Here is a 25,020-nt window from a genome sequence, read left to right as displayed (position 1 = left end):
ATGGCGATCAGATCAGCGAATGCGCAACTCTGTTTTGGCATCGAAGAACAGAACTTTTTCTGGCTGATAGTTCACTTTGACAGTGGTGCCTTTTGCCAAGACGTCTTCTTCTTTGCTTTCAACGACAATTCGCTCGCCAGTTGCGGCGGTCAAATATTCGTAAGACACACCACCCAGCTGTTCAGCAAGATCAACTTTGACGGTGCTATCTGCCGCAGAAACTGTGAGGTGCTGTGGGCGCAAACCGACCAGAACTTCCGAACCTTCGGCCGGAAGAGCCACGTTTGCTTCAACCATTTCATTGTCCAATGCCGGAACACTCACTTTTCCGCCTTTGACGATCCCGCTTAGGAAGTTCATCGCTGGAGAGCCGATAAAGCCTGCAACAAATTTATTGTCCGGATCACGGAATAGATCCATCGGTGCGCCGACCTGTTCGATATGACCCGCGCGTAGAACAACGATTTTGTCCGCCAACGTCATCGCTTCGACTTGGTCGTGGGTGACATAGATCATCGTCGCACCGATTTCGCTATGCAGGCGTGCAATCTCAACGCGCATGTCCACACGCAGCTCGGCGTCTAGGTTTGACAGTGGTTCGTCAAATAGGAACACTTCAGGACCACGGACAATAGCACGACCAATCGCCACACGCTGGCGCTGGCCACCGGACAATGCTTTTGGTTTGCGTTTCAGGTAGTCATCAAGCTTCAGAATGCTGGAGGCTTCCCCCACCTTTCTTGCAATCTCGTCTTTGGCGACACCGTTCATTTTTAGGCCAAAGCCCATGTTCTCTTCGACCGACATATGCGGGTAGAGTGCGTATGTCTGAAATACCATGGCCACGCCGCGTTCGGATGGGTCCATGTGCGTCACATCGCGGGATCCAATGTCGATTTGACCGCTTGTGGTCTCTTCTAAGCCTGCAACCATACGCAGGAGAGTAGACTTGCCGCAACCTGATGGGCCAACAAAGACGCAGAATTCGCCATCTTCGATTTTTAGGTCAACGCCATGAATAACCTGGGTTTTACCGTATTTTTTAATGACGTTTGATAGTTCAACACCGGACATTGCGGCTTACTCCTAGCTCTGAACGGGGAATTGCCACGCGGCAGCATCTTCCCCAATTTCTGTGGCGCACTTGAGAAGACGGGGGCGAAGTTCGTCCAGGTCTTCCAAAGAGCGTCGTTGAGTTGTGGTTGTGACGGAAATCGCGCCGATCACGCGGTTGCCGCCGGAATGAATGGGGGCTGCAATGCAGATAATCCCCGGTTCGTGTTCTTCGCGATCATAGGCAAAGCCTTCAGCGCGAATGGTTTTTAGCTCATCACAAAGTGCCTTTGCGGAGGTTAGCGTTGTAGATGTATATTGAAGATAGGCCTGCTGGCTGAGGGCACGTTCAAGTTTGTCATCCGCCATGTAGGCCATGATGGCTTTGCCAACACCGGTACAATAAGCTGGGCCGACTTTACCGGCGGCAGCAAACATTTCGACGGGTCTCGCCGCGTTGCGTTTATCGACATAGAGCACTTGGCCATTGTCAAATTGTGCGAGGTGCAGAGTTTCACCGGTTTCTTCAGCGAGAGAATCCAAATGTGGACGCGCCACTGGAGCCAATGATGATTGACCCCATGCCGCATGGGCAAGGCGTACTAAGCGTAGGCCAAGGCTGTAGGTTTGACGGTCATCGTCATAAGACAGCATGCCCTGATTCGTTAGGGTCTGTAGGAAACGGTATAGAGTCGCCTTTGGGTGCGCGCTTTGCACCAGAAGCTCGGAAAACCGGATGGGTCGCTCCGCAGATGCGACCAAATCTAGAATTTCCAAGGCCTTACCGACCGTCCCGTCCTTTTTTTCAGCTTGCGCCATTAATTTTTCCTCCCAGCTTCGACGGGCTAAGCCTGCCGAAACATGTTGACAACCCTAGTGTGACGGCCCATTGTTTTCAATAGTTAAAACTTAGTTTCATTATTTGGAACTATCCTTGGAGCGAAATGGGGAGGAAAACCATGTTCCATAAAACCAAGTCCGTCTTGGCGACTTTGGCTGCAACCGCCGCACTTACCACTGGTGCAATGGCTGATGGCCACGCGAAACTATCAGGGGATCTCGTGATCTTCTCTGACATGTCTAACCCAGCACCGCGTGCGGTTATGGAAGGCATGGTAGAGCGTTTCGGCGCGATGCATCCAGATCTGAACATCGAGCTGACGGTTATCGACCGTGAAGCTTATAAAACTCAGATCCGGAACTTCCTGACTGCAAACTCTCCGGATGTTGCGAACTGGTATGCGGCAAACCGCATGAAGCCATACGTAGACGCTGGTCTGTTCGAAGACATCTCTGATGTTTGGGAATCCGATGAGCTGGAAGCTCTGGCATCCACTAAAGGTGCGATGACTCTGGATGGTAAACAGTGGGGTGTTCCATACACTTATTACCAATGGGGTGTTTACTACCGTAAAGACATCTACGAAGAGCTGGGCCTAAACGAGCCAGCAAACTTCGACGAGATGAAGTCTAACTGCCAGACCATCATCGATTCTGGTCGTTCTTGCTATACAATCGGCACCAAGTTCCTTTGGACTGCAGGTGGTTGGTTTGACTACTTGAACATGCGTACCAATGGCTATGACTACCACGCAAAACTGACTGGTGGTGAAATCGCTTGGACAGATGACGGCGTTAAAGCGACTTTTGCCAACTGGCGTGAGCTGATCGATATGGGTGCGTTCATCGACAACCATACAGCTTACAGCTGGCAGGAATCTCTGCCGTTCATCGTTTCCGGTGACGCAGCAGCGATCCTGAAAGGTAACTTTGCGGTTCCACCACTGCGCGAAGCGGGTCTGGATGACAGCAAGCTGGACTTCTATCAGTTCCCAGCGATCACTGAAGGTGTTGCACTGGCGGAAGATGCGCCAACAGATACTTTCCACATCCCATCTGGTGCGAAGAACAAAGAAGCTGCAAAAGCATTCTTGAAGTTCGTGGTTTCTGCAGAAAACCAGACTCTGATCAACAATGGTGAGAACCTGGGTCAGTTGCCTGTGAATGCTAACTCTTCCGTAGATGACGACAAGTTCCTGCAGGAAGGTTTTGCGATGCTGTCTTCCAACAGCCCAGGCGGTGTTGCGCAGTTCTTTGACCGTGATGCTCCAGCTGAAATGGCGAAAGTTGCCATGGAAGGTTTCCAGGAGTTCATGGTGAAACCTGACAACCTCGACAAAATCCTGGATCGTCTGGATCGCGCAGCAAAGCGTATCTACAAGTAATCCATCTCTGAAAGACGCAGCACAACTGTGCTGCGTCTTTTTTGAAAATTCGCGGCGATTAGCTGGCGCCGAAATTTGTAATGCCAGCAATTTTTGACTGTGAATCCCTCACAAATCGGAGATTGACTATGTCTTCATCCACCGAAGCCACGAACCGTTCGTCGTGGTACAAGCGGAATGAGATTTCTGTCACACCATGGTTGTTCCTCATCCCAGGTGTCGCGTTCTTTCTGCTCTATGTAATTTACCCGATCTTTTCTTCTATCAACGTCTCATTCTATGACTGGGACGGTTTGGGTGAGGCCACTTGGGTTGGCCTTGGTAACTACGAAGAATTGTATTGGGACGATGCGTTTTATGTCTCTTTACGCAACAATCTGATCTGGCTGGTTTTGTATCTTCTTGCGATCCCAGCAGGCCTATTTATCGCATTGTTTCTTAATCAGACAGTCACAGGCATTCGCCTGTATAAATCGCTCTTCTTCTTCCCGTTCGTGATTTCCCAGATCGTCGTTGGCCTTGTGTTCACTTGGTTCTACGATCCGACCTTTGGCATGCTGAACCAGATTCTTGGCGTATTCGGCATCGATCCAATCAACGTCCTCGGTGATGAGCGTTATGTAACATACGGTATCATTGCTGCAGGTCTTTGGCCGCAGACTGCTTATTGTATGATCCTGTATCTCACAGGTTTGAATGCAGTTGACCCAGAGCAAATTGAGGCGGCGCGTCTCGATGGCGCGAAGGGCTGGCGCATGCTCTGGCACATTATTGTCCCTCAGCTGAAACCGGCGACCTTTATCGCTTTTGTTGTGACCATCATTGGCGCATTGCGGTCGTTTGATTTGATTTCGATCATGACAAATGGTGGCCCATTTGGTGAAAGCCGCGTGCTTTCTTTCTACATGTTCGAAGTTGCTTTGTCAGAATACGGATTCCGTATGGGTTACGGTGCTTCCATTGCAGTTGTCCTATTCCTGATCATGCTCTGTTTCATCGTCTACTTCCTGTACTCGATGTACCAAGACGACAAAGGAGGCCGCTGATATGTTTCCGACTCCCATCGATAAAACTTCACGCAGCTGGCAGATTTCTTACCAAGCACTATTGCCGGTCGCGTTGATCCTTTGGCTTCTGCCGCTCATAGCCGTTGCAGTGTTTTCCATCAAACCAGACACCGATTTCACCACCGGTAACTATTGGGGTTTCCCAACTTCGTTTGAGTTTGTGGCCAACTATGGAAAGGTCTTCTTCGCGTCAGACATGCCGCGCTACATGCTGAATTCGTTGCTGATCACGGTGCCTACCATGATCGGTTGCGTGGTTCTGTCTTCAATGACAGGCTTTGCGCTGGGCGTTTACAAGTTCAGATCGAACCTGTGGATTTTCTTCATGTTTGTTGCGGGAAACTTTGTTCCGTTCCAAATTCTGATGGTCCCTGTACGTGATCTAACTCTGGATATGGGGCTGTATAATACTATCCCCGGCCTTGTGTTGTTCCATATCGCCTTCCAAACAGGTTTCTGTACTCTGTTTATGCGGAACTTCATCCGCGCGCTTCCATTCGATCTGATCGAGGTTGCTCGTGTGGAGGGTGTCGCTGAATGGCGGATCTTCTGGTATGTGATCTTGCCGCTTATGAAGCCTGCCTTGGCAGCAATGGCGGTCCTGATCTTTACCTTCATCTGGAACGACTTCTTCTGGGCTGTCGTGCTGACGCAGGGGGTTGAAAGTCAACCTGTGACCGCCGGTATCACGAGCTTTAACGCTCAGTTCCGTGCGGCCTATCACCTGATGAGTGCGGGATCCATTGTCGCTGCTTTGCCTCCGGTTGCTATGTTCTTCCTGATGCAAAAACACTTTATTGCCGGTCTAACACTAGGAGCCGTTAAATGATCCAATGCTGGCGTCTTGATGACTCACGTCAAACGCTTGTTCTAGGTTCTCAGAATGGCCACCTCGCTGAGGTGGTCTACTGGGGGCCGCGTTTGTCAGATCAAGAAGATCTGACAACACTATACAAGGCGCATGTCCCGGACGTGACTGGGGGCATGCTAGATCAAAACCCCGAACTCTCAATTTGCCCAGAGGCAACACGCACCTTCCCCGGCCAACCGGGGATGAGCCTGCGTGAACAGGATGGCACGCCTTTGCTGCCGAAATTCTGTTTTGCCGACGCGCAGGAAGAGGGAGATGCTCTGACGTTGATCTTTAAGGATCAGAACGACGAGCTGACCTATACGGCGCGTTTCGCCATCGATGGGCAGACCCATATGATCGAGGCGAGGGCCTGGGTTGATGCCGATCGCCCGGTGCATTTGCACTGGCTATCTGCGCCTGTTTTCCCAGCGCCGCAGAATTCTGATGAGATGATTGACTTTGCAGGTCGGTGGTGTGGCGAGTTCCAAATGAACCGCACACCTTGGTCTGCCGGTATCCGTTTCCGTGAGAACCGTACGGGCCGTACGGGGCACGAACACTTCCCAGGTCTGATTGTGCCATGCGGAGGCGCCACGAATGCCTCTGGTCATGCCTATGCCTTCCACTACGGCTGGTCTGGTGGTCATCGTATGGCTGCCGAAGAGCTGCCGGATGGGCGTCGCCAAATTCAATTTGGCCATGCTACACGTGTTGAACTTCAAGCCAAGAAACGGTTTGAAACGGCGACACTCTACGCCATGTTTTCTGACGACGGCATCAACGGATGCGCAGTCGCTTTCCAACGCCACCTGCGCGATCGCGTGGTGACTTGGCCCGATCCTGATCGCCCGCGTCCTGTGCATTACAACTGCTGGGAAGCTGTTTATTTCAACCACAACTTACCTGAACTCAAAGACATCGCCAGCCGTGCTGCCTCGCTTGGTGCAGAACGCTTTGTGCTGGATGATGGCTGGTTTGGGAACCGTGACGACGACACTATGGCGTTGTCTGATTGGGAAGTTGATCCGCGCAAATACCCAGAAGGCTTAAAGCCGTTGATTGACCATGTACATGCCGAAGGTATGTCCTTTGGCATCTGGTTTGAGCCGGAAATGATCAACGAAGATTCTAATATCCACCGTGCTCATCCTGATTGGGCTTTGGGGGGCGAAGATCAAATCCTTGGCCGCCAACAGAAAGCGCTGAATATGTCGCTGCCTGAGGTGCAGGAGTTTCTGTTCGATCGGATCAGTAAAATCCTAAGCGATCATGAGATCGACTATATCAAATGGGACCACAACCGTGTGCTGCCAAGCCCGGATGCGTCGCAAACCCGTGGCTCTTATGCGTTGATCGATCGGCTGCGCGAAGCCTTCCCAAATGTGGAAATAGAAAGCTGCGCCTCAGGCGGCGGCCGCATCGACTTTGGCATACTGAGCCGCACGCATCGTGTTTGGTTGTCAGATTCCAACGACGCGCATGAACGTCTAAAAATGCAACACAATGCGGCGATCTTCTTGCCCTCGGCTGTCACCGGCAGCCACGTTGGCCCGCGCGAGTGCCATACCTCTGGGCGTGTCTATGATATCCGCTTCCGTGCATGGGTTGCAGCACAGCGCCACATGGGTTTTGAAATGGACCCGCGCGAGCTGAACGAAGATGAAGCCACGGTTCTAAAAGACGTGACCACGTGGTGGAAAGACAATCGTGACTGGATGAACCGGGCAGATATTCTGCGTTTGGATAGTTCTGATCCTTCGTTGATTGCCGAACAGCAATTGGCCGAAGGTGGTGGACGCTTTGTGGTCTTTGCGGGTCGTGCCGGCACGTCAACGCAGATCGCCCCTCGGCCTTTGCGCTTGACGCGCTTGACCGCTGACGCAATGTACCGCGTCGAACTGATCAACAAAGAAGATGCGCCAGAACTCTCGCGCGGCACACCCTTGCTCAAGTCCGAGCCATTGGTTGCCAGCGGAGCATATCTTATGTCGCATGGCCTGACCTTGCCGTGGAGCTTCCCCGACAAGATGTGGGTGCTTGAAGGAACTCGTTTATGAGTAAAGATAGACGCAATCGCAGCTGGTACGGCATGATGGATAAAGATGGCTTTATCCGTCGCAGTTGGATGAAAAATCAGGGCTTCCCTGATCACGCATTCGATGGCCGCCCGGTCATTGGCATTTGCAACACCTGGTCTGAACTGACGCCTTGTAATTCTGGTCTGCGCGAGCTGGCTGAGGGTGTGAAACGTGGCGTCTGGGAGGCCGGTGGCTTCCCAGTGGAATTCCCGGTGATGTCGCTGGGTGAAACACAGATGAAACCAACCGCGATGCTCTTCCGCAACTTGCTGGCGATGGATGTCGAAGAATCCGTGCGTGCCTATGGGATGGATGGTGTTGTGTTGCTGGGTGGTTGTGACAAGACAACCCCGGGACAATTGATGGGGGCTGCGTCAGTTGACCTGCCGTCGATCGTTGTTTCTGCTGGCCCAATGCTGAACGGCAAATGGAAGGGCCGTGATCTCGGGTCTGGCACTGACGTGCGCAAATTCGCGACCGCTGTGAAAGCGGGGGAGATGACTCTGCAGGACTTCATGGCAACTGAGTCCGGCATGTCCCGCTCTAGAGGCGTCTGCATGACCATGGGCACAGCCTCGACCATGTCGTCTTTGTCCGAAGCGATGGGGCTTTCGCTGCCGATGAACGGGTCTTTGCCAGCAGTTGATGCGCGACGCATGGCGCTGGCGCATATGACCGGCAAACGTATTGTTGAGATGGTCGAAGAAGATTTGAAACCGTCTGACATTCTGACCAAGGAAAGCTTTGAAAACGCGATCCTTGCGAATGCAGCCCTTGGTGGTTCGACTAATGCCGTGATGCACCTTTTAGCGCTTGCGGGCCGTGTTGGGGTCGATTTGACGATGGAAGACATCGAAATCGGCGGTGAAATTCCATTGCTGGTCAACTGTATGCCATCCGGTAAATACTTGATGGAAGATTTCTGCTACGCAGGCGGCGTGCCTGTTGTTTTGAAAGAAATTAGCCACAAGCTGCGCAAAGCCAATACGGTCATGGGCAAAGACATTTCCCATTATTACGATGGGGCCGAATGCTATAACCGCGATGTCATCTATGCCTTTGACGAACCGCGGAAACCCGCAGCAGGTCTGCGGGTTCTACGGGGGAATCTTGCGCCAAATGGTGCGATTGTGAAACCGTCGGCGGCCTCTGATCATCTGCTCGAACACGAAGGCGAGGCCTATGTGTTTGAATCGATTGAAGAGCTGAAAGCCAACATTGATCGTGACGACTTGCCGGTGACTAAGGATAGCATTCTGGTGCTGAAAAATTGCGGACCAAAAGGTTATCCGGGTATGCCTGAAGTTGGCGATATGCCGATTCCTGCAAAGCTTGCCAAAGAAGGTGTGAAAGACATCGTGCGAGTCTCTGATGCGCGCATGTCTGGTACTGCCTTTGGAACAGTGATCCTGCATGTTGCCCCTGAAGCGACCGCAGGTGGCCCAATTGCATTGGTGCAGACTGGTGATCGGATCAAGGTTTCTGCTTCGACTGGTGTTCTAGAATTGCTGGTCAGCGCAGAAGAGATGGAAAAGCGTCGCGCGGCTTGGGTTGCGCCGGAGCCGTATTACACACGCGGTTACGCGAAACTTTATGTAGACCACGTCCTGCAGGCTGACAAAGGCGCGGACTTGGATTTCTTGGTGGGTAAAGACACCCGCCCTGTCACGCGGGAGAGTCACTGATGCCCCTCAATGCAACCTTTCATGACCTAAAAGGTAAATCCGTTTTTATCACTGGAGGCGGCGCTGGTATCGGCGCATCCTTGACCGATGGTTTCATGGCGCAGGGCGCAAAAGTGGCCTTTGTTGGCCGCTCTGATGCGACTGAGTTTTGCGATGAAATGGAGGCCAAACACGGCACCCGCCCTTTGTTCATCCAGTGTGACATCACCGATATCCCTGCACTGAAAGCGGCGATCGATCAATCTGCTGCGGCTCATGGCCCGATCACCGCTTTGGTGAACAATGCGGCCAATGACAAACGTCACGAGACACCGGACGTAGATGAAGAGTTCTGGGATTGGTCGATGTCGATCAACTTGAAGGCCTACTTCTTTGCCTGTCAGCATGTGATGCCGGGCATGCAAAAAGCCGGGGGTGGCTCGATCATCAACTTCACCTCTATTTCCTACATCATGGGCAACACTGGATATCCTGCGTATACAACCGCGAACTCTGGTCTAAACGGAATGACCCGCAGTCTTGCGCGCGAATTTGGACCGGATCGCATTCGCGTCAACGCTTTGGCACCGGGCTGGGTTCTCACGCAGAAACAAAAAGATCTTTGGGTGACACCCGAAGCGTTGGAAGGCCATGTGGCACGCCAGTGCTTGAAGGACACTTTGGACCCAGATGATATCGTTGGCGCGACGTTGTTCTTGGCCTCTGACACCAGCAAGATGATGACCGGTCAAGCCATGGTGGTTGACGGTGGCGTCGTGGTGACGGGATGAGCGATATTATCAAAGATAAATTGGCCCTTGTGGCCGTTGACTGGGGCACCAGCAATCTGCGTGTCTGGCTGCTTGATGCGCCGGGAAATGTCTTAGGAATACGCGAGTCTGAAAAAGGCATGGGCACGCTTGCCCAAAGTGAATTTGAACCCGCTTTGCTTGATTTGATCGACGGGGATTTACCATTCGATCGGGTAACACCGGTCATGTGCTGTGGCATGGTTGGTTCGCGGCAAGGGTGGAAAGAAGCCGGCTACATGACGGTTCCGTGCGAAGCGCCGGGTGGGGCCAAAGCCACACGTGCGGAAGTTCAGGACCAACGTCTCGCGCTTTGGATTGTTCCGGGAGTGAAACAGATTGGGCCAGATGATGTGATGCGGGGGGAAGAAACCCAAGTCGCAGGATTTCTGGCGCAGAATCCTGATTTTGATGGGGTTGTCTGTCTGCCCGGTACCCATACCAAATGGGCACGTATCAGCGCTAAAGAAATCGTCAGTTTTCAAACCTTCATGACCGGCGAACTGTTTGCTTTGCTTTCAAAGCAATCAGTGCTGCGCCATTCGGTGAACACAGCCGAATTTGATGGCGACGTCTTCCGTGATGCTTTGTCTGACGCCATGTCTCGTCCGCAGAGCATTGCCAGCAAGCTCTTTGGGCTGCGGGCTGCACATCTGGTGTCTGATCAGTCTCTAAGTCACGGCAAGTCGGCACTTTCAGGCTATTTAATTGGCATGGAACTGGCGGGTGCGCGCCCCTATTGGTTGGGCATGGACATCGCCCTGATTGGCGCACCCGCACTGTGTGATATTTACAAAGATGGCTTGGCGGCACAGGGGTGTTTTGCCAATACCTATTCCGCAAGCGATATGACTTTGGCTGGCTTGATCGCCGCCTTTTCCGATGTAAGGGAAACTCTTTCATGAACCGTGAAATCATTGCCATTCTACGTGGCGTGCAACCAAACGAAGTCGTAGGTCTCTGCGAGACCATACTTGAGGCTGGCATCGATAAAATCGAAGTGCCTCTGAACTCGCCGGATCCATTTGACAGCATTGGCGCGATTGCGCGTGCTTTTGGAGGGCAAGCGCTGATTGGTGCGGGCACTGTACTGAATATCGAAAACGTTCAGCGCGTCAAAGATGTTGGGGGCGAATTGATTGTATCGCCTGACTGCAATGTCGCGGTGATCAAAAAGGCCAAAGAGCTAGGCATGCAATCTTGGCCGGGAGTGATGACTCCGACAGAGTGTTTTGCTGCGCTGCATGCAGGGGCCGATGGCTTGAAAATTTTCCCGGGTGATCTGGTGGGGCCGAAAGGCCTTAAGGCATATCGGGCTGTGCTTCCATCTGATGCTTCGGTTTATGCCGTTGGCGGTGCTGGACCAGATAACTTTGCCGAATGGGCTGCAGCGGGTGCGACTGGATTTGGTATTGGGTCTGCGATCTATAAAGCCGGGCTTAGCGTCGCCGAAGTTCGCGCGCGTGCCGACGCTATTGTTGCGGCATATGATAAGGCACTTGGCTGATGTCTGTTCAGATCTTTGATGATCGCCCATGTGAACTGGGAGAGGGGCCACTTTGGCACCCTTTGCGCCAGCAGTTGTTCTGGTTTGATATACTTGGAAAGCGCTTGCTGAGCCAAAGGGATGGTGAACAACTGTCTTGGGCGTTTGACGAACATGTTTCAGCAGCTGGCTGGGTAGACAAAGAGACGCTGTTGATTGCGTCGGAAACAGCCTTGTTCACCTTTGATCTGACCACTGGCGCGCAAAAGCCAGTGTGTTCACTTGAAGCCGATAACGCCACGACCCGTTCAAATGATGGGCGTGCTGACCCCTATGGTGGCTTCTGGATCGGGACGATGGGCAAAGGTTCTGAGTCCAGTGCAGGGGCGATTTATAGGCTCTATAAAGGCGAACTACGTCGTATCGTCAGTAATATTACGATCAGTAATTCGATCTGTTTTGCACCAGATGGCAGCCGCGCCTATTTCACAGACACTGTGACGAAACAGATAATGTCTGTAGCGCTGGAAAATGACAGCGGTTGGCTTGTTGGCGCACCGGAGGTCTTCATCGATCTTAGCTCTGCACGCCTGAACCCAGATGGGTCTGTAGTCGATGCAGATGGTAATCTGTGGAATGCTCAATGGGGCGCGAACCGTGTTGCATGTTATGCTTCGGATGGCACCTTCGTGAAGGCGGTGGAGTTTCCTGCCGAACAAGTAAGTTGCCCGGCCTTTGGCGGCAAGGATCTGAACACGTTGTTTGCAACCACAGCAGCCGTTGGCTTGACTGGAGCTAAAGAAGGCCTGACCTTTGCAATCACCTTAGCTGGTGTTACGGGCCAGCTGGAACATCAAGTCATTCTGGACTGAATATGAAACGCACGCTTGGTACTTGTTATTACCCAGAGCACTGGGACCGAAAGATGTGGGCAGAAGATGCCCGTCGCATGGTGGATGCTGGTCTCACTTGGGTCCGCATTGGGGAATTTGCTTGGAGCCGGATTGAACCGCGCGAAGGAGAATTTCACTGGGATTGGCTGGACGACGCCATTGAGGTGCTGGGCGCTGCTGGCCTGAAGGTTGTGCTGGGAACGCCCACAGCGACACCTCCGCGCTGGGTGGCTGACAAACACCCGGATATGTTTGCTGTGGATGTTGACGGAAAGCCACGCGGTTTTGGTTCTCGTCGTCACTATTGTTTCAGCCACCAAGGCTATCGCAGTGAATGCGAACGGATCGTTGAACTCGTTGCCAAGCGCTATGGCGCAAATCCTCACGTGGCGGCTTGGCAGACTGACAACGAATATGGCTGTCATGATACGGTCATTTCCTACAGCCCTGCGGCACTGCGCGCTTTCCGACTATGGCTGCGTGAAAAGTACGATGACATCGATGCGTTGAATTCGGCTTGGGGCAATGTGTTTTGGTCAATGGAGTATAATGATTTTGACCAGATCGAGTTGCCAAACCTCACAGTAACAGAGCCTAATCCAGCACATTCTTTGAATTTCCGTCGATTTAGTTCGGATCAAGTGGTTAGTTTTAATCGGCTGCAGGCGAATATAATTCGCGCGCATTCCTCAGCGCCGCTGTCGCATAACTACATGGGGCGGATCACTGACTTTGATCACTATCAGGTTGGCGATGATCTCGAAATCGCAACTTGGGATAGCTACCCGATGGGCTTCCTTGAAGATCGAGTAGGGGCCACCGTTGAAGAGCAACGCGCTTATGCGCGGCAAGGCGATCCTGATTTCCAAGCATTGCACCACGATTTGTATCGTGCCGTCGGCAAGGGCCGCTGGTGGGTGATGGAACAGCAACCAGGCCCCGTGAATTGGGCGCCATATAACCCGGCGCCTTTGCCGGGGATGGTACGCTTATGGTCGTGGGAGGCATTCGCCCATGGCGCTGAGGCCGTTTGTTATTTCCGTTGGCGTCAGGCGCCAATGGCACAAGAGCAGATGCATGCAGGACTGTTGCGGCCAGATAGCGTCGATGCGCCAGCAATGGCCGAAGCCAAGCAAGTCCGTGATGAGATCGCGAAGTCACCAGACGTTGCTCCGCTTCAGGCACCCGTTGCGATGATTTTTGACTACGACGCCGAATATGCATGGGCCGTGCAGCCGCATGGCGCGGGCTTAAGCTATTTCTCGCTGTTCTTTGACACCTACAAAGCCCTTCGCAAGATGGGACTGTCCATTGACATTCTACGGCCAGAGACGCGCGATTTTGCCGGGTATAAAATCGTTTTGGCACCGGGGATGATGCACATGGATGAGGGCCTAAAACAGGCTCTAACTCAGGCCGATGCGAAGATTGTCCTTGGGCCACGCAGTGGCGCGCGTGATGGAGATATGACGATACCGCTGCCGTTGCCGCCTGCGATACCAGGCCTGGATGTCACTGTGGATCGCGTTGAATCTTTGCGCCCGGATTGCCCTGAGCCACTGCAAGGCGGTGGGTTCGTCACCGGATATCGCGAAGATCTTATTGGAACGGCCGAAGTTGTCTTGCAGATGGCCAACGGCCAACCCGTTGCTGTCACGAACGAGAAGGTGACTTATTGTGGGGCTTGGCTCGATCAAGCCGGTTTGCGTCGTCTCTTAGCACCGATTGTCGAAAGTGCTGGGATTGACGTCTTGGCGTTAGAAGGCGGCTTGCGCGTGCGGGATACGGCAACGGAACGGTTCTGGTTTAACTATGGTGCTGAAACTGCGACCTATGACGGCCGCCATTTCGAACCTGCTTCTGTCACGCGTGAAGCGCGGCCAGAATAGAACCGCGCAGCGCCGAAGCTGCAGGGATCAATGACAAGATACTGGTCGCAGAAACAAAAGCTGCGACCAGATGCAGCTCGCTCCATCTAAGGCCCGTTGGCACTGAAATCTGTGTGCGTTCTGAAATAATCTGCCCAATGACCTCACTCGCCGCGAGGCCAAGGCCTATTCCTAAGAGGCTGCCAGTTGTCACCAGAACTGTCGCGTAGCTCCAGACGACGGAAAGTACGAACCTGCGCGGTGCCCCAATTGCGCGTAAAAGGCCCAATTGGCGGGCAAAAAGGCGGCTTAGGATAAACATGCCCAGCAAAACCGAAACCGCGACAAGACTTTGTGAGATCAGCGCCATGATCGACATGGCTTGGCGCATGTCCCCCATGATCCGGTAGAGATTGGATAATACACCGCCCGGAAAGAACGCCATGGTTTCCAGATCACGGTTGAACTGACTTTGCAGCTGGTAATTCCCGACAAGACTATCGGCTTTTACGATGATGGCTGGGGTTCCCGGGAAGAATTCTGGATCGAACGGTGCACCCAGATGGGATTGATTGGGCGCATGGCCATTGGCCAAGCCGTGCGTGTCCCAGACGCTCTCCACAGGAACGATCAAGGCGTAATCCCACGGTGATCCTGTCGGAGCCATCCGCCCAACCACGGTGATATTGAATCCATGGCCACCTTCCACTGAATCGGCGACGCCATGCGATGGTTCAAAATGCCCGCCAATGGGCAGATCGATTTCCGCACCAACGACGGCTTCATCGATTGTTTCAAACATACGACCTTCGATCTGATCGTCCGTCAAATTTTTGATAAAGTCTGCGGTTGTCCCGACGACCGGATGACTTTGGTAACTGTCACCAAACGCAAGCGGAGCGGCAGATTCAGTGCGGGGATGATTTGCCACCTCAGCAAAAGTGTTGCCGTTTAAGAGCGGCGTCACTGTGGGTTGCAGGAACACAGTTGCCAGCATCATGGTCTGGTCTGATCCCGGCGCGCTAATCACCAGATCAAACTTATCCGCCGCCTTGGCTGATCCGATCCTGAGGCCGCGTTCTTGGGCCAAAAGGCCAATTCCGACGCCCACCGAAATCGCGATCAATAAGACGAAAGTGATATTTGCCCAACGGAACCGCCAAAGCAGCGCGCGTACCAATGGAGCAGGGGCGTAGCCGCGCATCAGAACAGCGGCGCACATCAACAGGGGCAGTAGGAGTACGGCAAAAAAGATGATATCCTGAGCCTGTGTCGAAAGCGTATTCCATAGCGAGGTCATGTGACACTCCCGTCCTTCACTGTGACCACGCGGTCCATTTGATCCAGCACCGCTGGGTCATGGCTGACCACAATCAAAGTACGCCCATCTGTTTTTGATTGGCTCACTAGGTCGGTCGCCAAGGCATCTGCAGCGTCACGATCTAAATTAGCGGTTGGTTCATCCGCCAGTAGAATGGCTGGGTTATGCGCCAAGGCGCGGGCGATGGATATGCGTTGACGCTCCCCGCCAGAATAAGAGGTTACATCATCGGTATCACGCGCCACGCCGAGATGATTTAGCTGTTTTTGGGCTGCGCTCCAAAGTGCCTTTCTGGCCGTTTTTGGCTGAAATAGAGCCTGAATCGCTCCATTTTCTAACGGACCAAGTTCGTCAAATAACAGGAAATCCTGGAACACGATGCCCAGATGGGTACGTCGAAAGGCCGAGCTGTCTTTTTCAGTAGAAGCGACCAAATCGAATATACCCCAACGCACTGTGCCAGTGGCGTTGGGCTGAATACCTGCAAGAGCAAACAATAATGTCGATTTACCTGCGCCAGATGGACCTTTTATGCCAAGAGATTGCCCGGCATCGAGCTCTAGGTGGTCAGCATGCAAAAGCTTGCGGCCGCGTGGGCTTTGAATATGAAGATCCCGCACCAATAGCGCGCCAGTATGATGCTGCATCCGTCCGACTTTATTCCCGTTTCAGCGGGTGCAGCTTAGCGAATTGCAGATGGAATTATAGATAGAAAGCCAGAATGGATCCTGGCATCGTGCTAGGCCGCAAGTTTCCGCCGAGCGATCATTCTGGGAGAATGGCGCCTGGATGGCAGATGACCATTGCCGCTAACCTATGCCCTGCCGCTGCCGCATCCAGATCGGTTTCGCCTTTTGCGATCGCGCCCAGGAAGCCTGCGTTGAAACTGTCCCCTGCCGCGGTGGTATCGATCACTTTTGAGACGCTGGGTAGATCTGTCGGGGTTTCCCCGCTGGCAAGGTCCATTGGACCCTCTGAGCCACGTTTTAAGGCACCGCGTGCAACGCCCAGTTTGGTGAGCCGATCTAGAACTGCCTCTGGTGTCGGGTCATCATAAAGTGCCATTTCATCATCGACAGATGGAAGTGCGATATCAGCGCGGGTCCACATTGAACTGTTCACGGTACGCGCAACTTCAACGCTTTCCCATAGGCGGGGGCGGTGATTGCTATCATAAACTAAGGTACCACCATTGGCGCAGAACTCATCGGCCCAGTCCAAAATCGATTCGCGGATGGATTGCGGAAGAATGGCCATTGAGATGCCGGACAATAGCACCATGTCAAAGTCGTTCAGGCGGTCCAAAGTCACATCACATGGCATCGAAAACAAGGTGCGCGCCGCCGCCGCTGAGCGCCAGTAGCTAAAGCTGCGTTCGCCTTCATCATCGGTTTCGATTGCATAGAGACCGGGCATGATCCCGTCGCGACGTTCTACATAGCTTGTATCGAGTGCGTGGCCGCTGAGCGCGTTCATGATGCGGTCAGAATAGGAGTCCGTGCCAAGGGCTGTAACATACGCAACGGATACATCTGTGTCTCGCAAAGCGCGGTTTAAGTAGACGGCGGTGTTAAACGTGTCTCCTGCGACGCCAAGCTTGGCATCTGTTTCAGATGTCGCGATCATTTCGATCATCACTTCGCCAACGCAGGCAATTTTGCGGATTGGGCGTTTTGCGGTCGACATTCTGATCTCCGGTTTAGGGCGCAAAAAGGGTGGGCGCTCAAGGTATGTTCGCGCTAACGGATTTTTCAAGGCCGTAGTGGTTCGCGGCACGATGTATAGTCGAGGCGATGAATAAACAAGATGATTTGTAATATTTTGTAAGGACAGGGGGTGGTGGGTGTCATAAAGTGTCAACCGGATAGGGAGGGCGGACGTAATGACCAAAACCATGACAGCAGCGCATTATCGCGGTGAAAAGCAATTTTCTGTAGATCAAATCGAGGCAGTAGCGCCTGAGCCCGGCGAGGTGCAGATCAAGGTCGCTTACTGCGGAATTTGCGGCACAGACATGCACATATTCCAAGGTCACATGGATGCGCGTGTTGGATTTGAACGCGTGATTGGACACGAGATGTCTGGAGTGGTTCATGCTTTAGGTGAGGGCGTAACAGGCTATGAGATCGGGCAGAAAGTCGTAGTGCGCCCGCTTGCCCACTGCGATAACTGCCCTGCCTGCGATGAAGGTTTGCAGCATATTTGTCACAATCTAAAAGTGCTGGGCATCGACACGCATGGGGCGATGCAAGAATATTGGGCGGTGCCATCAGATACATTGCGTACGCTGCCGCAAACACTGCCGCTTACACATGCTGCGCTGATCGAACCTGTCGCCGTTGCCTGCCATGACGTGCGCTTATCCGGCCTAAAACCAGGCGAAACGGTGGTGGTGATTGGCGGTGGTCCGATTGGCATGTTGGTCGCCATGATTGCCCGGGATGCAGGCGGTGAAGTCATTATTTCGGAAGTGAACGAAAGCCGCCTGAATGTGGCGAAATCCTTGGGTTTTTCGACCCTAAATCCACTGAAAACGGGCCTGGCTGAAGCCATCGATGGACAGACAGATGGCAAAGGGGCTGATGTTATCTTTGAAGTTTCCGGCACTCAGGCTGGAGTAGATGCGATGACGGCAATAGCCGCAGCGCGTGCGCGCATTGTGATGGTTGCAATACATGCTGATCGACCCAAAGTGGATTTGTTCCAATTCTTCTGGCGTGAAATTAAATTGCTGGGTGCGCGGGTTTATGAGCCGCAGGACTATGACAAAGCGATTGAAAAAGTCAGTTCTGGCGCGATTGATGCAGATACTATCATTACTGATATTCGCCCACTTACGGAGGTCCAAGCTGCTTTTGACGATCTCGCGGCTAACCCAAGCGCGGTGAAAAGCTTGCTGAAGGTGGGGGAGTTCGCATGACCGCTTCGTTGTTGATCTCCCAAGGCGGCATCTCTGAGCCTGGCTACGCAGCCACAAAAGGAGGCATTGAACAGCTCACCAAAGCTTTAGAAACAAAGAGGTGTCAAATGGGTTGAAAGTTAACCTGATTGCACCTGGCGATATCGAAACGGACAACACGCATGCGTTGCATGAGGGTGGGGATTGATCGCAAGTAATTCATGCAAATATTCCGCAAGCTTGATGGGGGAAACCCAAAGACTTTGCGGGGTCAATTGTGTTTCTAGCATCCGCGGCTTCAATTTATGTGAATGGTGAAATTCTCGTTGTTGATGGTGGGTGGATTGGCCGATAATTCAACTTTTTCAGCGTAATGCGCGGATTTTGATGCGGATAGTACGGACCTGTGTTGTGCCTAAAATGACAGCGTAAGCGCAAAGATCTTGGTTTATTGTTGAAAATTGTCCAAATGGACAAATTTTTCTCGGCGGATGGGTTTGAGTATAGACGCTTGTAAAAATGCTTCTTAGGGTTGTGCTAGCATCAAGTCATAAGAGTCGGAACATGAAATTCCGACCACATAAATTGGGAGAATATTATGAGATATTTCGCATCTGTTGCGATGTGTTTGGCGTTGGCGTTGCCAGCCTATGCGCAGGAAGCGCAGCAGCCAGAGGAAACGACTGCGGTCGCTCAAAATACTTCAGTTATTGCCAAAAATTACATGGTTTCTGCAGCCAATCCACATGCGGCTGTGGTGGCGCGTGAAGTTTTGGCAAAGGGGGGCAGCGCTGCTGATGCCGCAGTTGCGGTTCAGATGATGCTGAACCTGGTTGAACCACAAAGCTCTGGCATCGGTGGTGGTGCTTTCCTGCTTTACTGGGATGCTTCTGAACAAAAATTGCTCACACTGGACGGCCGTGAAAAAGCACCTATGGCGGCGACCCCTGACTATTGGCTGGGCGATGATGGCGCACCAATTGGTTGGTGGGATGCTGTTGTTGGTGGACGCTCTGTTGGCGTGCCCGGAACGCTGAAACTGCTTGAGGATATGCATAAGGCGCATGGCCAGATGCCATGGGGTGATCTGCTGGCGCCTACCATCGAGATGGCCGAATCTGGTTTTGAGATTTCACCACGCATGGCAGCCTCAATTGCAGGTGCACAAAAGCGCAAATTGGACTTGTTCGAACCAACGCGCAGTTATTTCTTCAACGCAGATGGGACACCCAAAGAAGCGGGGACAGTTCTAACTAACCCTGAATTCGCGAATACTCTGCGTTTGATCGCTGAAAGTGGCGCTGAACCGTTTTATAATGGCCAGATTGGTGCGGACTTGGTTGCGGCGACACGAACTGACATTAACCCGGGGATTCTGACTGAAGAAGACCTTGCGGCTTATGAGGTCATCGAACGCGATCCTGTTTGCGCGGATTATCGTGGGTATGAAGTTTGCGGTATGGGGCCTCCGACATCTGGTGGTCTGACGGTTGGGCAGATTTTAGGTATGCTGGAGCATCACGATTTGGGGTCAAAGCCAAATGCGGAAGCTTGGCACCTTTATGCTGAGGCGGCGAAACTCGCCTATGCGGACCGCGGCCTTTATATGGCTGATTCTGACTTCGTGAAGATGCCAGAAGGTCTGCTGAACAAAGGCTACTTGAAAGAACGTGCCGGCTTGATTGATGCAGCGGCGTCCATGGGTAAAGCCGAAGCGGGCAATCCACCATGGCAGGACGCGCAGCTGCGCTCTCCTGACACGCAATTGGAACGCCCAGGGACGTCGCATTTTGTTATTGTAGATGCGGCAGGTGATATGGTGTCGATGACGACGACCATTGAAACCGGTTTTGGCTCGCGTGTGATGTCAGGTGGCTTCTTGTTAAACAACGAGCTGACAGATTTCTCTCGTGCGCCAGAGAAAGACGGCAAGCTGATCGCGAACCGTGTTGAAGCTGGCAAGCGTCCACGCTCTTCGATGTCGCCAACGATTGTCCTGAAAGATGGTCAACCAGTATTGTTGATCGGCTCTCCTGGTGGATCGCGCATCATCAACTACGTGGCTAAATCTTTGGTCGCGATCATCGATTGGAATATGGATCCGCAGGATGCCATCAACCTGGGCCATGTAGTGAACCGCAATGGCGCAACTGATCTGGAAGAGGGCTCGGACGCGACTCAGTATCAGGCGGCACTTGAGGCGTTTGGCCATGAGGTGAAGGTGCGGAACTTGAACTCTGGCTTGCACGCGATTCAGATCAAGGACGGGCTGCTGATTGGCGCTGCTGATCCACGGCGCGAAGGCGTGGCATTGGGTCACTAAACGGGTTCCAAGTGCTAAACTTGCAAGACATGCCGCTCGCCTCATTCAGGTGGGCGGTTTTTATTTAAGACGTGGATTTTGGCAGTATTTTCAGCCCTTAAACGCAAAAACCCAAGCATTTCTGCTCGGGTTTTGGACAAAGTGGTGAGCCGTGAAGGGTTCGAACCTTCGACCTACTGATTAAAAGTCAGTTGCTCTACCAACTGAGCTAACGGCCCACAATGCCTTGCGTGAGGGGGCTTCTAAGAATAACGACGGGTAGGGTCAAGCCAAAAAGTCACAAAAATTGCACGCGACTGGAATTACCCGTTTTTCCCCTTTATATGCCGCCTTATGACAGCTGATAGACATACAATTGAATTCGAAAAAATGCACGGACTCGGCAATGATTTCGTGGTGATAGACGCGCGGACGCGCGACTCGGGTCTATCCGAGTCGCTGATCACGGCCATTGCAAATCGCCATTGCGGTGTTGGCTTTGATCAATTGGCTGTCATTGAACAGGCCGAAGATGCGGATGCGCATCTGGTTTTCTACAATGCGGATGGGTCAACTTCGGCTGCATGCGGAAATGCGACACGCTGTATTGCGCGCAAATTGTTGGATGAGGGCGGGCAGGCTGCGCTGACGCTGACCACAGCACGTGGGTTTTTGGTTGCACGCGAGGCCGAAAACGGGCTTGTATCGGTTAATATGGGACATCCTCAGCTTGATTGGCATGAGGTGCCTTTGGCCCATGAAATGGACACGCTGGAGTTGCCGATTGAAGGCGCACCTACTGCCACAGGCATGGGCAATCCGCATTGTACTTTTTTTGTGGAAGATGCTGAAAAGGTCGATCTAGAGGCTCTGGGCGCACGGATGGAGCATCATCCGTTTTATCCGGAACGCACCAACGTACAATTCGCATCTTTGGTCGGTGAAAACCATCTTCGCATGCGTGTTTGGGAGCGTGGCGTGGGACCGACACTGGCCTCTGGTTCATCGTCTTGTGCCACCGCTGTGGCCGCCGCGCGTCGTGGTCTAACTGGTCGCCAAGTCCAGATCGATCTGGATGGTGGCACTTTGCACATCGATTGGGCCGAAGACGGTGTGTGGATGACGGGTGCGACGATGCATGTCTTTTCCGGCACTTTCACAGTTGATTTCGTGGAAGCCTCACAGTGACCGAGAATGTGATTCAACCTCCTAAGTTTACAACACTTGGCTGTCGGCTAAATGCCTATGAGACCGAAGCCATGAAGGACCTCAGCCAACAAGCTGGGCTGTCTAATGCTGTGGTGGTGAACACCTGCGCTGTGACAGCAGAGGCGGTGCGTAAGGCACGGCAAGAGATCCGCAAATTGCGCCGGGAAAATCCCGACAGCACCATTATCGTGACGGGCTGCGCGGCACAGACCGAACCGGAGACCTTTGCTGCGATGGATGAAGTCGATCGTGTCATTGGCAACACAGAGAAAATGCAGCCGGACACCTGGAAGCAGATGGCTGGCGATTTCATCGGCGAGACCGAAAAAGTGCAAGTCGATGACATCATGTCGGTGACTGAAACCGCGGGTCATTTGATTGATGGATTCGGCACGCGCAGCCGCGCTTATGTGCAGGTGCAAAACGGTTGTGATCACCGCTGCACCTTCTGCATCATCCCCTATGGTCGCGGGAATTCTCGCTCTGTGCCTGCGGGCGTTGTTGTCGATCAGATCAAGCGGCTTGTGGACAAAGGGTTCAATGAAGTTGTTTTGACCGGCGTAGATCTGACTTCTTGGGGTGCAGATCTTCCTGCAACGCCAAAGCTGGGCGATCTGGTGATGCGCATTCTAAAGCTCGTACCGGATTTGCAGCGCCTGCGGATCAGCTCGATTGATTCGATTGAGGTGGATGAAAACCTGATGATGGCCATCGCGACGGAATCGCGCCTGATGCCGCATCTGCATCTGTCTTTACAGCATGGCGATGATCTGATTCTGAAACGTATGGCCCGCCGTCATCTGCGTGATGATGCGATCCGCTTTTGTGAAGAAGCCAAAAAACTGCGTCCAGAGATGACCTACGGCGCGGACATCATCGCGGGTTTCCCAACCGAATCTGATGCGCATTTTGAAAACAGCTTGAAGCTGGTGAAAGAGTGCGACCTGACTTGGCTGCATGTCTTTCCATATTCCAAACGCGAAGGGACACCGGCGGCAAAAATCCCAACGCAAGTGCCTGGTCCTGTGATTAAAGCACGCGCCGCGCAGTTACGTGCTGCGGGAGAAGCACAGGTCGCAACCCACTTGGCGGCTCAGATCGGGAAGGTTCATCACATCCTGATGGAAAATCCGCATATGGGCCGTACCGAGCAATTCACCGAAGTGCATTTCGACGCGCCACAGATCGAAGGCGCTGTTGTGAAGGCTCAGATCATTGGGCAACGCGCCGGGCAGCTGCTTGTATGACGCCGATCCTTTATAGCTTTCGCCGTTGCCCCTATGCGATGCGTGCACGGCTGGCGGTTGCGGCTTCGGGTCAACAAGTCGAATTGCGCGAAATTCTGTTGCGCGACAAAGCCCCCGCTTTTCTTGAAACGAGCCCAAGCGCCACGGTGCCTTGCTTGCAAGTTGCAGACGATGTGATCGACGAATCTCTCGATGTCATGAAGTGGGCATTGGGGCAGTCTGATCCTGAAGGTTGGTTGAATATGCCAGCGGCTGGTCATGATCTGATCGCCGAGGCTGACGGCCCATTCAAAAAAGCGCTGGATCGAACAAAATATGCGTCACGCTATCCAGATGCCAATCCAGAAGATCAACGAATTCAGGCGCACGCATTTCTGCACAGGTTGAACAATCAGCTTACGACGCCATTTCTCTTTGGAGAAACGCCTAATTTGGCTGATATGGCCATTCTGCCTTTCGTGCGCCAGTTCGCCTTCATCGACAAAGCACGCTTTGATACTGAGAACTGGCCCAACCTGTCGCGCTGGCTTGAGAGCTTCCTTGTCTCTGACCGCTTTCAATCGATCATGGCCAAATATCCAAAGTGGGTTGAGGGGGATGCTCCGACACTGTTTCCCGAATAGGGTTGCTTCTTTGTCGAAGTATTCTGGGGTGAGGGTGAAACCATGGGTTTCACCCGAAGGGCAAAGCCTTTTTAGGCAGCGGTAACCAGTGCAGCCTTGGTTTTTAAAACTCCAAGCGCCGCTCGCGCCGCTTCGCGACCTTTTTCGACAAAATGCGCGCGATAGATGGCATTGTGGTGATCAGTTTCCTGATACTGATGTGGCGTCAAAGAGACTGACAACACAGGAACGCCTGTATCCATACCAGCGCGCATCAGCCCATCTACGACTGCTTGCGCGACGAAATCATGACGATAGATCCCGCCATCCACCACAAAGGCGGCACAGGCAATGGCACCATATTTACCGGTTGCGGCCAGCTCTTTGGCCAAAAGCGGCATTTCGAAAGCACCGGGAACGTCAAACACGTCCACTTGCTCTGCCGGAATAACTTCGCAAAATCCTTCATGCGCGCGGTCCACAATATCTGCGTGCCACTGTGCTTTGATGAAAGCAAATCGGGTGTGTGTCATGGTTTGAACTCCTTTTCAGCAACAGACACGTCACCCAAGGCGATCACGAAGGTTCCACCCGCCAATGGCGCGTAGACCCTACGTTCTCTTCCATCCGGACTATAACCGTCGGCTCTGGAATCTCACCAGATCTGCTGACACCCAACAATGGGCCGCTCGCGGGCTCATGACTTTCGCCATTTACCGCCGGTAGGGAATTTCACCCCGCCCTGAGAACGCGCGCAACTTGCCAAGAGCGGCGAGAGCTTGCAACATGAAATCCGACATTTTCAAGCGCGAGACCGCCTTCATGCAACTGATTACCGCCCCGGCTTCCCCGTATAGTCGTAAAGTCAAAACTCTTATTCTGGAAACGGGGCAAATGGATGACGTCGAGATGGTCCAGGTTAAAACATCTCCCTTGGCCGTCGATCCGCAGGCGCAAGCAGCGAATCCCTTGGGGCGAATCCCCAGCCTTGTACGAACGGATGGTCCGGCCCTGTATGACAGCCGGGTTATTTGTCGATTTTTGGACGCGCGAGCGGGTGGTGAATATTACCCTGATCGCAACATTTGGGATGTTCTGACCATCGAAGCCACGGCGGATGGTATGTTGGATTCGGCGTTGTCGATTGTCTACGAAACGCGCTTTCGTGACGAGGCGCAACAGAATGCAACTTGGCTGGATGCGCAATGGAGCAAGGTTCAAAATGGTCTGTCAGCTTTGAACGATAAATGGCTAAGCCATCTTAATGGACCCGTCCACATGGGACACATCGCAGTGGGTTGTGCTCTTGGGTATTTGGATTTCAGGCTGGATCATCGAAATTGGCGGCAAGGCAATGATGCTTTGGCGGTTTGGTACGAAGGTTTCCGTCAGAGGCCTGCGATGGTCAAAACAGAGCCGCTTGATTTGGCGTGAATGATCGGCA

23 protein-coding genes, 1 tRNA gene and 1 riboswitch are annotated in these 25,020 nt (G+C 53.0%); of the genes, 17 read left to right on the top strand and 7 right to left on the bottom strand.

Annotated elements, in window-relative coordinates; genetic code table 11:
- Positions 1 to 12: 12 nt before the first annotated feature.
- Both JXQ85_RS01220 and JXQ85_RS01215 read right to left on the bottom strand, forming a co-directional pair.
- Entirely contained in the window at positions 13 to 1,074 is a 1,062-nt protein-coding gene (locus JXQ85_RS01220) for an ABC transporter ATP-binding protein (protein WP_421747025.1), read from the bottom strand.
- A 12-nt stretch (positions 1,075 to 1,086) separates the two neighbouring features.
- Positions 1,087 to 1,872: an IclR family transcriptional regulator gene (locus JXQ85_RS01215; RefSeq protein ID WP_421747024.1), complete on the bottom strand. Its 786-nt coding sequence runs from the start codon at positions 1,870 to 1,872 to the stop codon at positions 1,087 to 1,089.
- Between the two features lie 140 nt (positions 1,873 to 2,012).
- Between JXQ85_RS01215 and JXQ85_RS01210 the strand changes: the two genes are divergently transcribed.
- From JXQ85_RS01210 to JXQ85_RS01165, 10 genes are all read left to right on the top strand, one after another.
- Entirely contained in the window at positions 2,013 to 3,278 is a 1,266-nt protein-coding gene (locus JXQ85_RS01210; protein ID WP_421747023.1) for an ABC transporter substrate-binding protein, read from the top strand.
- Between the two features lie 128 nt (positions 3,279 to 3,406).
- Positions 3,407 to 4,324 (top strand): carbohydrate ABC transporter permease, encoded by a 918-nt coding sequence (locus JXQ85_RS01205; protein WP_421747022.1) that lies wholly within the window; start codon positions 3,407 to 3,409, stop codon positions 4,322 to 4,324.
- 1 nt (position 4,325) lies between these two features.
- Positions 4,326 to 5,174 (top strand): carbohydrate ABC transporter permease, encoded by an 849-nt coding sequence (locus JXQ85_RS01200; RefSeq protein ID WP_421747021.1) that lies wholly within the window; start codon positions 4,326 to 4,328, stop codon positions 5,172 to 5,174.
- On the top strand, positions 5,171 to 7,255 hold the full coding sequence (locus JXQ85_RS01195) for an alpha-galactosidase (protein ID WP_421747020.1): 2,085 nt from the start codon (positions 5,171 to 5,173) through the stop codon (positions 7,253 to 7,255). Before JXQ85_RS01200 ends, JXQ85_RS01195 begins: the two co-directional genes overlap by 4 nt.
- Positions 7,252 to 8,961 (top strand): IlvD/Edd family dehydratase, encoded by a 1,710-nt coding sequence (locus JXQ85_RS01190; RefSeq protein ID WP_421747019.1) that lies wholly within the window; start codon positions 7,252 to 7,254, stop codon positions 8,959 to 8,961. Before JXQ85_RS01195 ends, JXQ85_RS01190 begins: the two co-directional genes overlap by 4 nt.
- Positions 8,961 to 9,731, top strand: coding sequence for an SDR family NAD(P)-dependent oxidoreductase (locus JXQ85_RS01185; protein WP_421747018.1), 771 nt, complete (start codon positions 8,961 to 8,963; stop codon positions 9,729 to 9,731). Before JXQ85_RS01190 ends, JXQ85_RS01185 begins: the two co-directional genes overlap by 1 nt.
- Positions 9,728 to 10,654, top strand: coding sequence for a 2-dehydro-3-deoxygalactonokinase (locus JXQ85_RS01180; RefSeq protein ID WP_421747017.1), 927 nt, complete (start codon positions 9,728 to 9,730; stop codon positions 10,652 to 10,654). Before JXQ85_RS01185 ends, JXQ85_RS01180 begins: the two co-directional genes overlap by 4 nt.
- Positions 10,651 to 11,256, top strand: a complete 606-nt coding sequence (locus tag JXQ85_RS01175) for a 2-dehydro-3-deoxy-6-phosphogalactonate aldolase (RefSeq protein WP_421747016.1) — start codon at positions 10,651 to 10,653, stop codon at positions 11,254 to 11,256. Before JXQ85_RS01180 ends, JXQ85_RS01175 begins: the two co-directional genes overlap by 4 nt.
- Positions 11,256 to 12,107: an SMP-30/gluconolactonase/LRE family protein gene (locus JXQ85_RS01170; protein ID WP_421747015.1), complete on the top strand. Its 852-nt coding sequence runs from the start codon at positions 11,256 to 11,258 to the stop codon at positions 12,105 to 12,107. The genes JXQ85_RS01175 and JXQ85_RS01170 overlap by 1 nt, the downstream gene beginning before the upstream one ends.
- Positions 12,108 to 12,109: 2 nt before the next feature.
- On the top strand, positions 12,110 to 14,017 hold the full coding sequence (locus JXQ85_RS01165; protein WP_421747014.1) for a beta-galactosidase: 1,908 nt from the start codon (positions 12,110 to 12,112) through the stop codon (positions 14,015 to 14,017).
- Here JXQ85_RS01165 and JXQ85_RS01160 read toward each other — a convergent pair.
- The 3 genes from JXQ85_RS01160 to JXQ85_RS01150 all read right to left on the bottom strand — a co-directional run bounded on the left by JXQ85_RS01160 (position 13,992) and on the right by JXQ85_RS01150 (position 17,003).
- Entirely contained in the window at positions 13,992 to 15,296 is a 1,305-nt protein-coding gene (locus JXQ85_RS01160; RefSeq protein WP_421747013.1) for an FtsX-like permease family protein, read from the bottom strand. The two genes, JXQ85_RS01165 and JXQ85_RS01160, sit on opposite strands and share 26 nt — an antisense overlap.
- A complete protein-coding gene (locus JXQ85_RS01155; RefSeq protein WP_421747012.1) occupies positions 15,293 to 15,964 on the bottom strand; it encodes an ABC transporter ATP-binding protein in 672 nt (223 codons plus the stop codon). The genes JXQ85_RS01160 and JXQ85_RS01155 overlap by 4 nt, the downstream gene beginning before the upstream one ends.
- Positions 15,965 to 16,082: 118 nt before the next feature.
- Complete coding sequence (locus JXQ85_RS01150) at positions 16,083 to 17,003, bottom strand: sugar kinase (protein WP_421747011.1); 921 nt, start codon at positions 17,001 to 17,003, stop codon at positions 16,083 to 16,085.
- 196 nt (positions 17,004 to 17,199) lie between these two features.
- Between JXQ85_RS01150 and JXQ85_RS01145 the strand changes: the two genes are divergently transcribed.
- From JXQ85_RS01145 to ggt, 3 genes are all read left to right on the top strand, one after another.
- Positions 17,200 to 18,237 carry a zinc-dependent alcohol dehydrogenase gene (locus tag JXQ85_RS01145; RefSeq protein ID WP_421747010.1) on the top strand — a complete coding sequence of 346 codons (1,038 nt, stop codon included), beginning with the start codon at positions 17,200 to 17,202 and terminating at the stop codon, positions 18,235 to 18,237.
- Positions 18,238 to 18,493: 256 nt separating this feature from the next.
- Positions 18,494 to 18,571, top strand: a complete 78-nt coding sequence (locus tag JXQ85_RS01140; protein ID WP_421747459.1) for a hypothetical protein — start codon at positions 18,494 to 18,496, stop codon at positions 18,569 to 18,571.
- 243 nt (positions 18,572 to 18,814) lie between these two features.
- Positions 18,815 to 20,539 (top strand): gamma-glutamyltransferase, encoded by a 1,725-nt coding sequence (gene ggt / locus JXQ85_RS01135; protein WP_421747009.1) that lies wholly within the window; start codon positions 18,815 to 18,817, stop codon positions 20,537 to 20,539.
- A gap of 142 nt (positions 20,540 to 20,681) precedes the next feature.
- On the opposite strand, the gene JXQ85_RS01130 is transcribed toward ggt, so the two are convergent.
- Positions 20,682 to 20,757, bottom strand: a tRNA-Lys gene (locus JXQ85_RS01130).
- A 115-nt stretch (positions 20,758 to 20,872) separates the two neighbouring features.
- Here JXQ85_RS01130 and dapF point away from each other — a divergent pair.
- The 3 genes from dapF to JXQ85_RS01115 are packed head-to-tail and all read left to right on the top strand — an operon-like array spanning position 20,873 to position 23,597.
- On the top strand, positions 20,873 to 21,706 hold the full coding sequence (gene dapF, locus JXQ85_RS01125; RefSeq protein ID WP_421747008.1) for a diaminopimelate epimerase: 834 nt from the start codon (positions 20,873 to 20,875) through the stop codon (positions 21,704 to 21,706).
- 11 nt (positions 21,707 to 21,717) lie between these two features.
- Complete coding sequence (mtaB, locus tag JXQ85_RS01120; protein ID WP_421747458.1) at positions 21,718 to 22,974, top strand: tRNA (N(6)-L-threonylcarbamoyladenosine(37)-C(2))-methylthiotransferase MtaB; 1,257 nt, start codon at positions 21,718 to 21,720, stop codon at positions 22,972 to 22,974.
- Positions 22,971 to 23,597, top strand: coding sequence for a glutathione S-transferase (locus tag JXQ85_RS01115; RefSeq protein ID WP_421747007.1), 627 nt, complete (start codon positions 22,971 to 22,973; stop codon positions 23,595 to 23,597). Before mtaB ends, JXQ85_RS01115 begins: the two co-directional genes overlap by 4 nt.
- 71 nt (positions 23,598 to 23,668) lie before the next feature.
- Here JXQ85_RS01115 and JXQ85_RS01110 read toward each other — a convergent pair whose 3' ends face one another.
- The gene (locus tag JXQ85_RS01110; RefSeq protein ID WP_421747006.1) at positions 23,669 to 24,109 is read right to left on the bottom strand and encodes a 6,7-dimethyl-8-ribityllumazine synthase; all 441 of its coding nucleotides are present in this window, start codon (positions 24,107 to 24,109) and stop codon (positions 23,669 to 23,671) included.
- 78 nt (positions 24,110 to 24,187) lie between these two features.
- Positions 24,188 to 24,330: riboswitch (FMN riboswitch) on the bottom strand.
- Between the two features lie 68 nt (positions 24,331 to 24,398).
- On the opposite strand from JXQ85_RS01110, the gene JXQ85_RS01105 reads away from it, so the two are divergent.
- Entirely contained in the window at positions 24,399 to 25,010 is a 612-nt protein-coding gene (locus tag JXQ85_RS01105; protein WP_421747457.1) for a glutathione S-transferase, read from the top strand.
- Positions 25,011 to 25,020: the final 10 nt, after the last annotated feature.

The sequence above is a fragment of the Cognatishimia sp. genome (assembly GCF_049116455.1).
In the GTDB taxonomy this organism is placed as follows: domain Bacteria; phylum Pseudomonadota; class Alphaproteobacteria; order Rhodobacterales; family Rhodobacteraceae; genus Cognatishimia.
The sequence above is the reverse complement of the archived record's forward strand: the minus strand, read 5'-3'. Positions and strand labels throughout refer to the sequence as shown.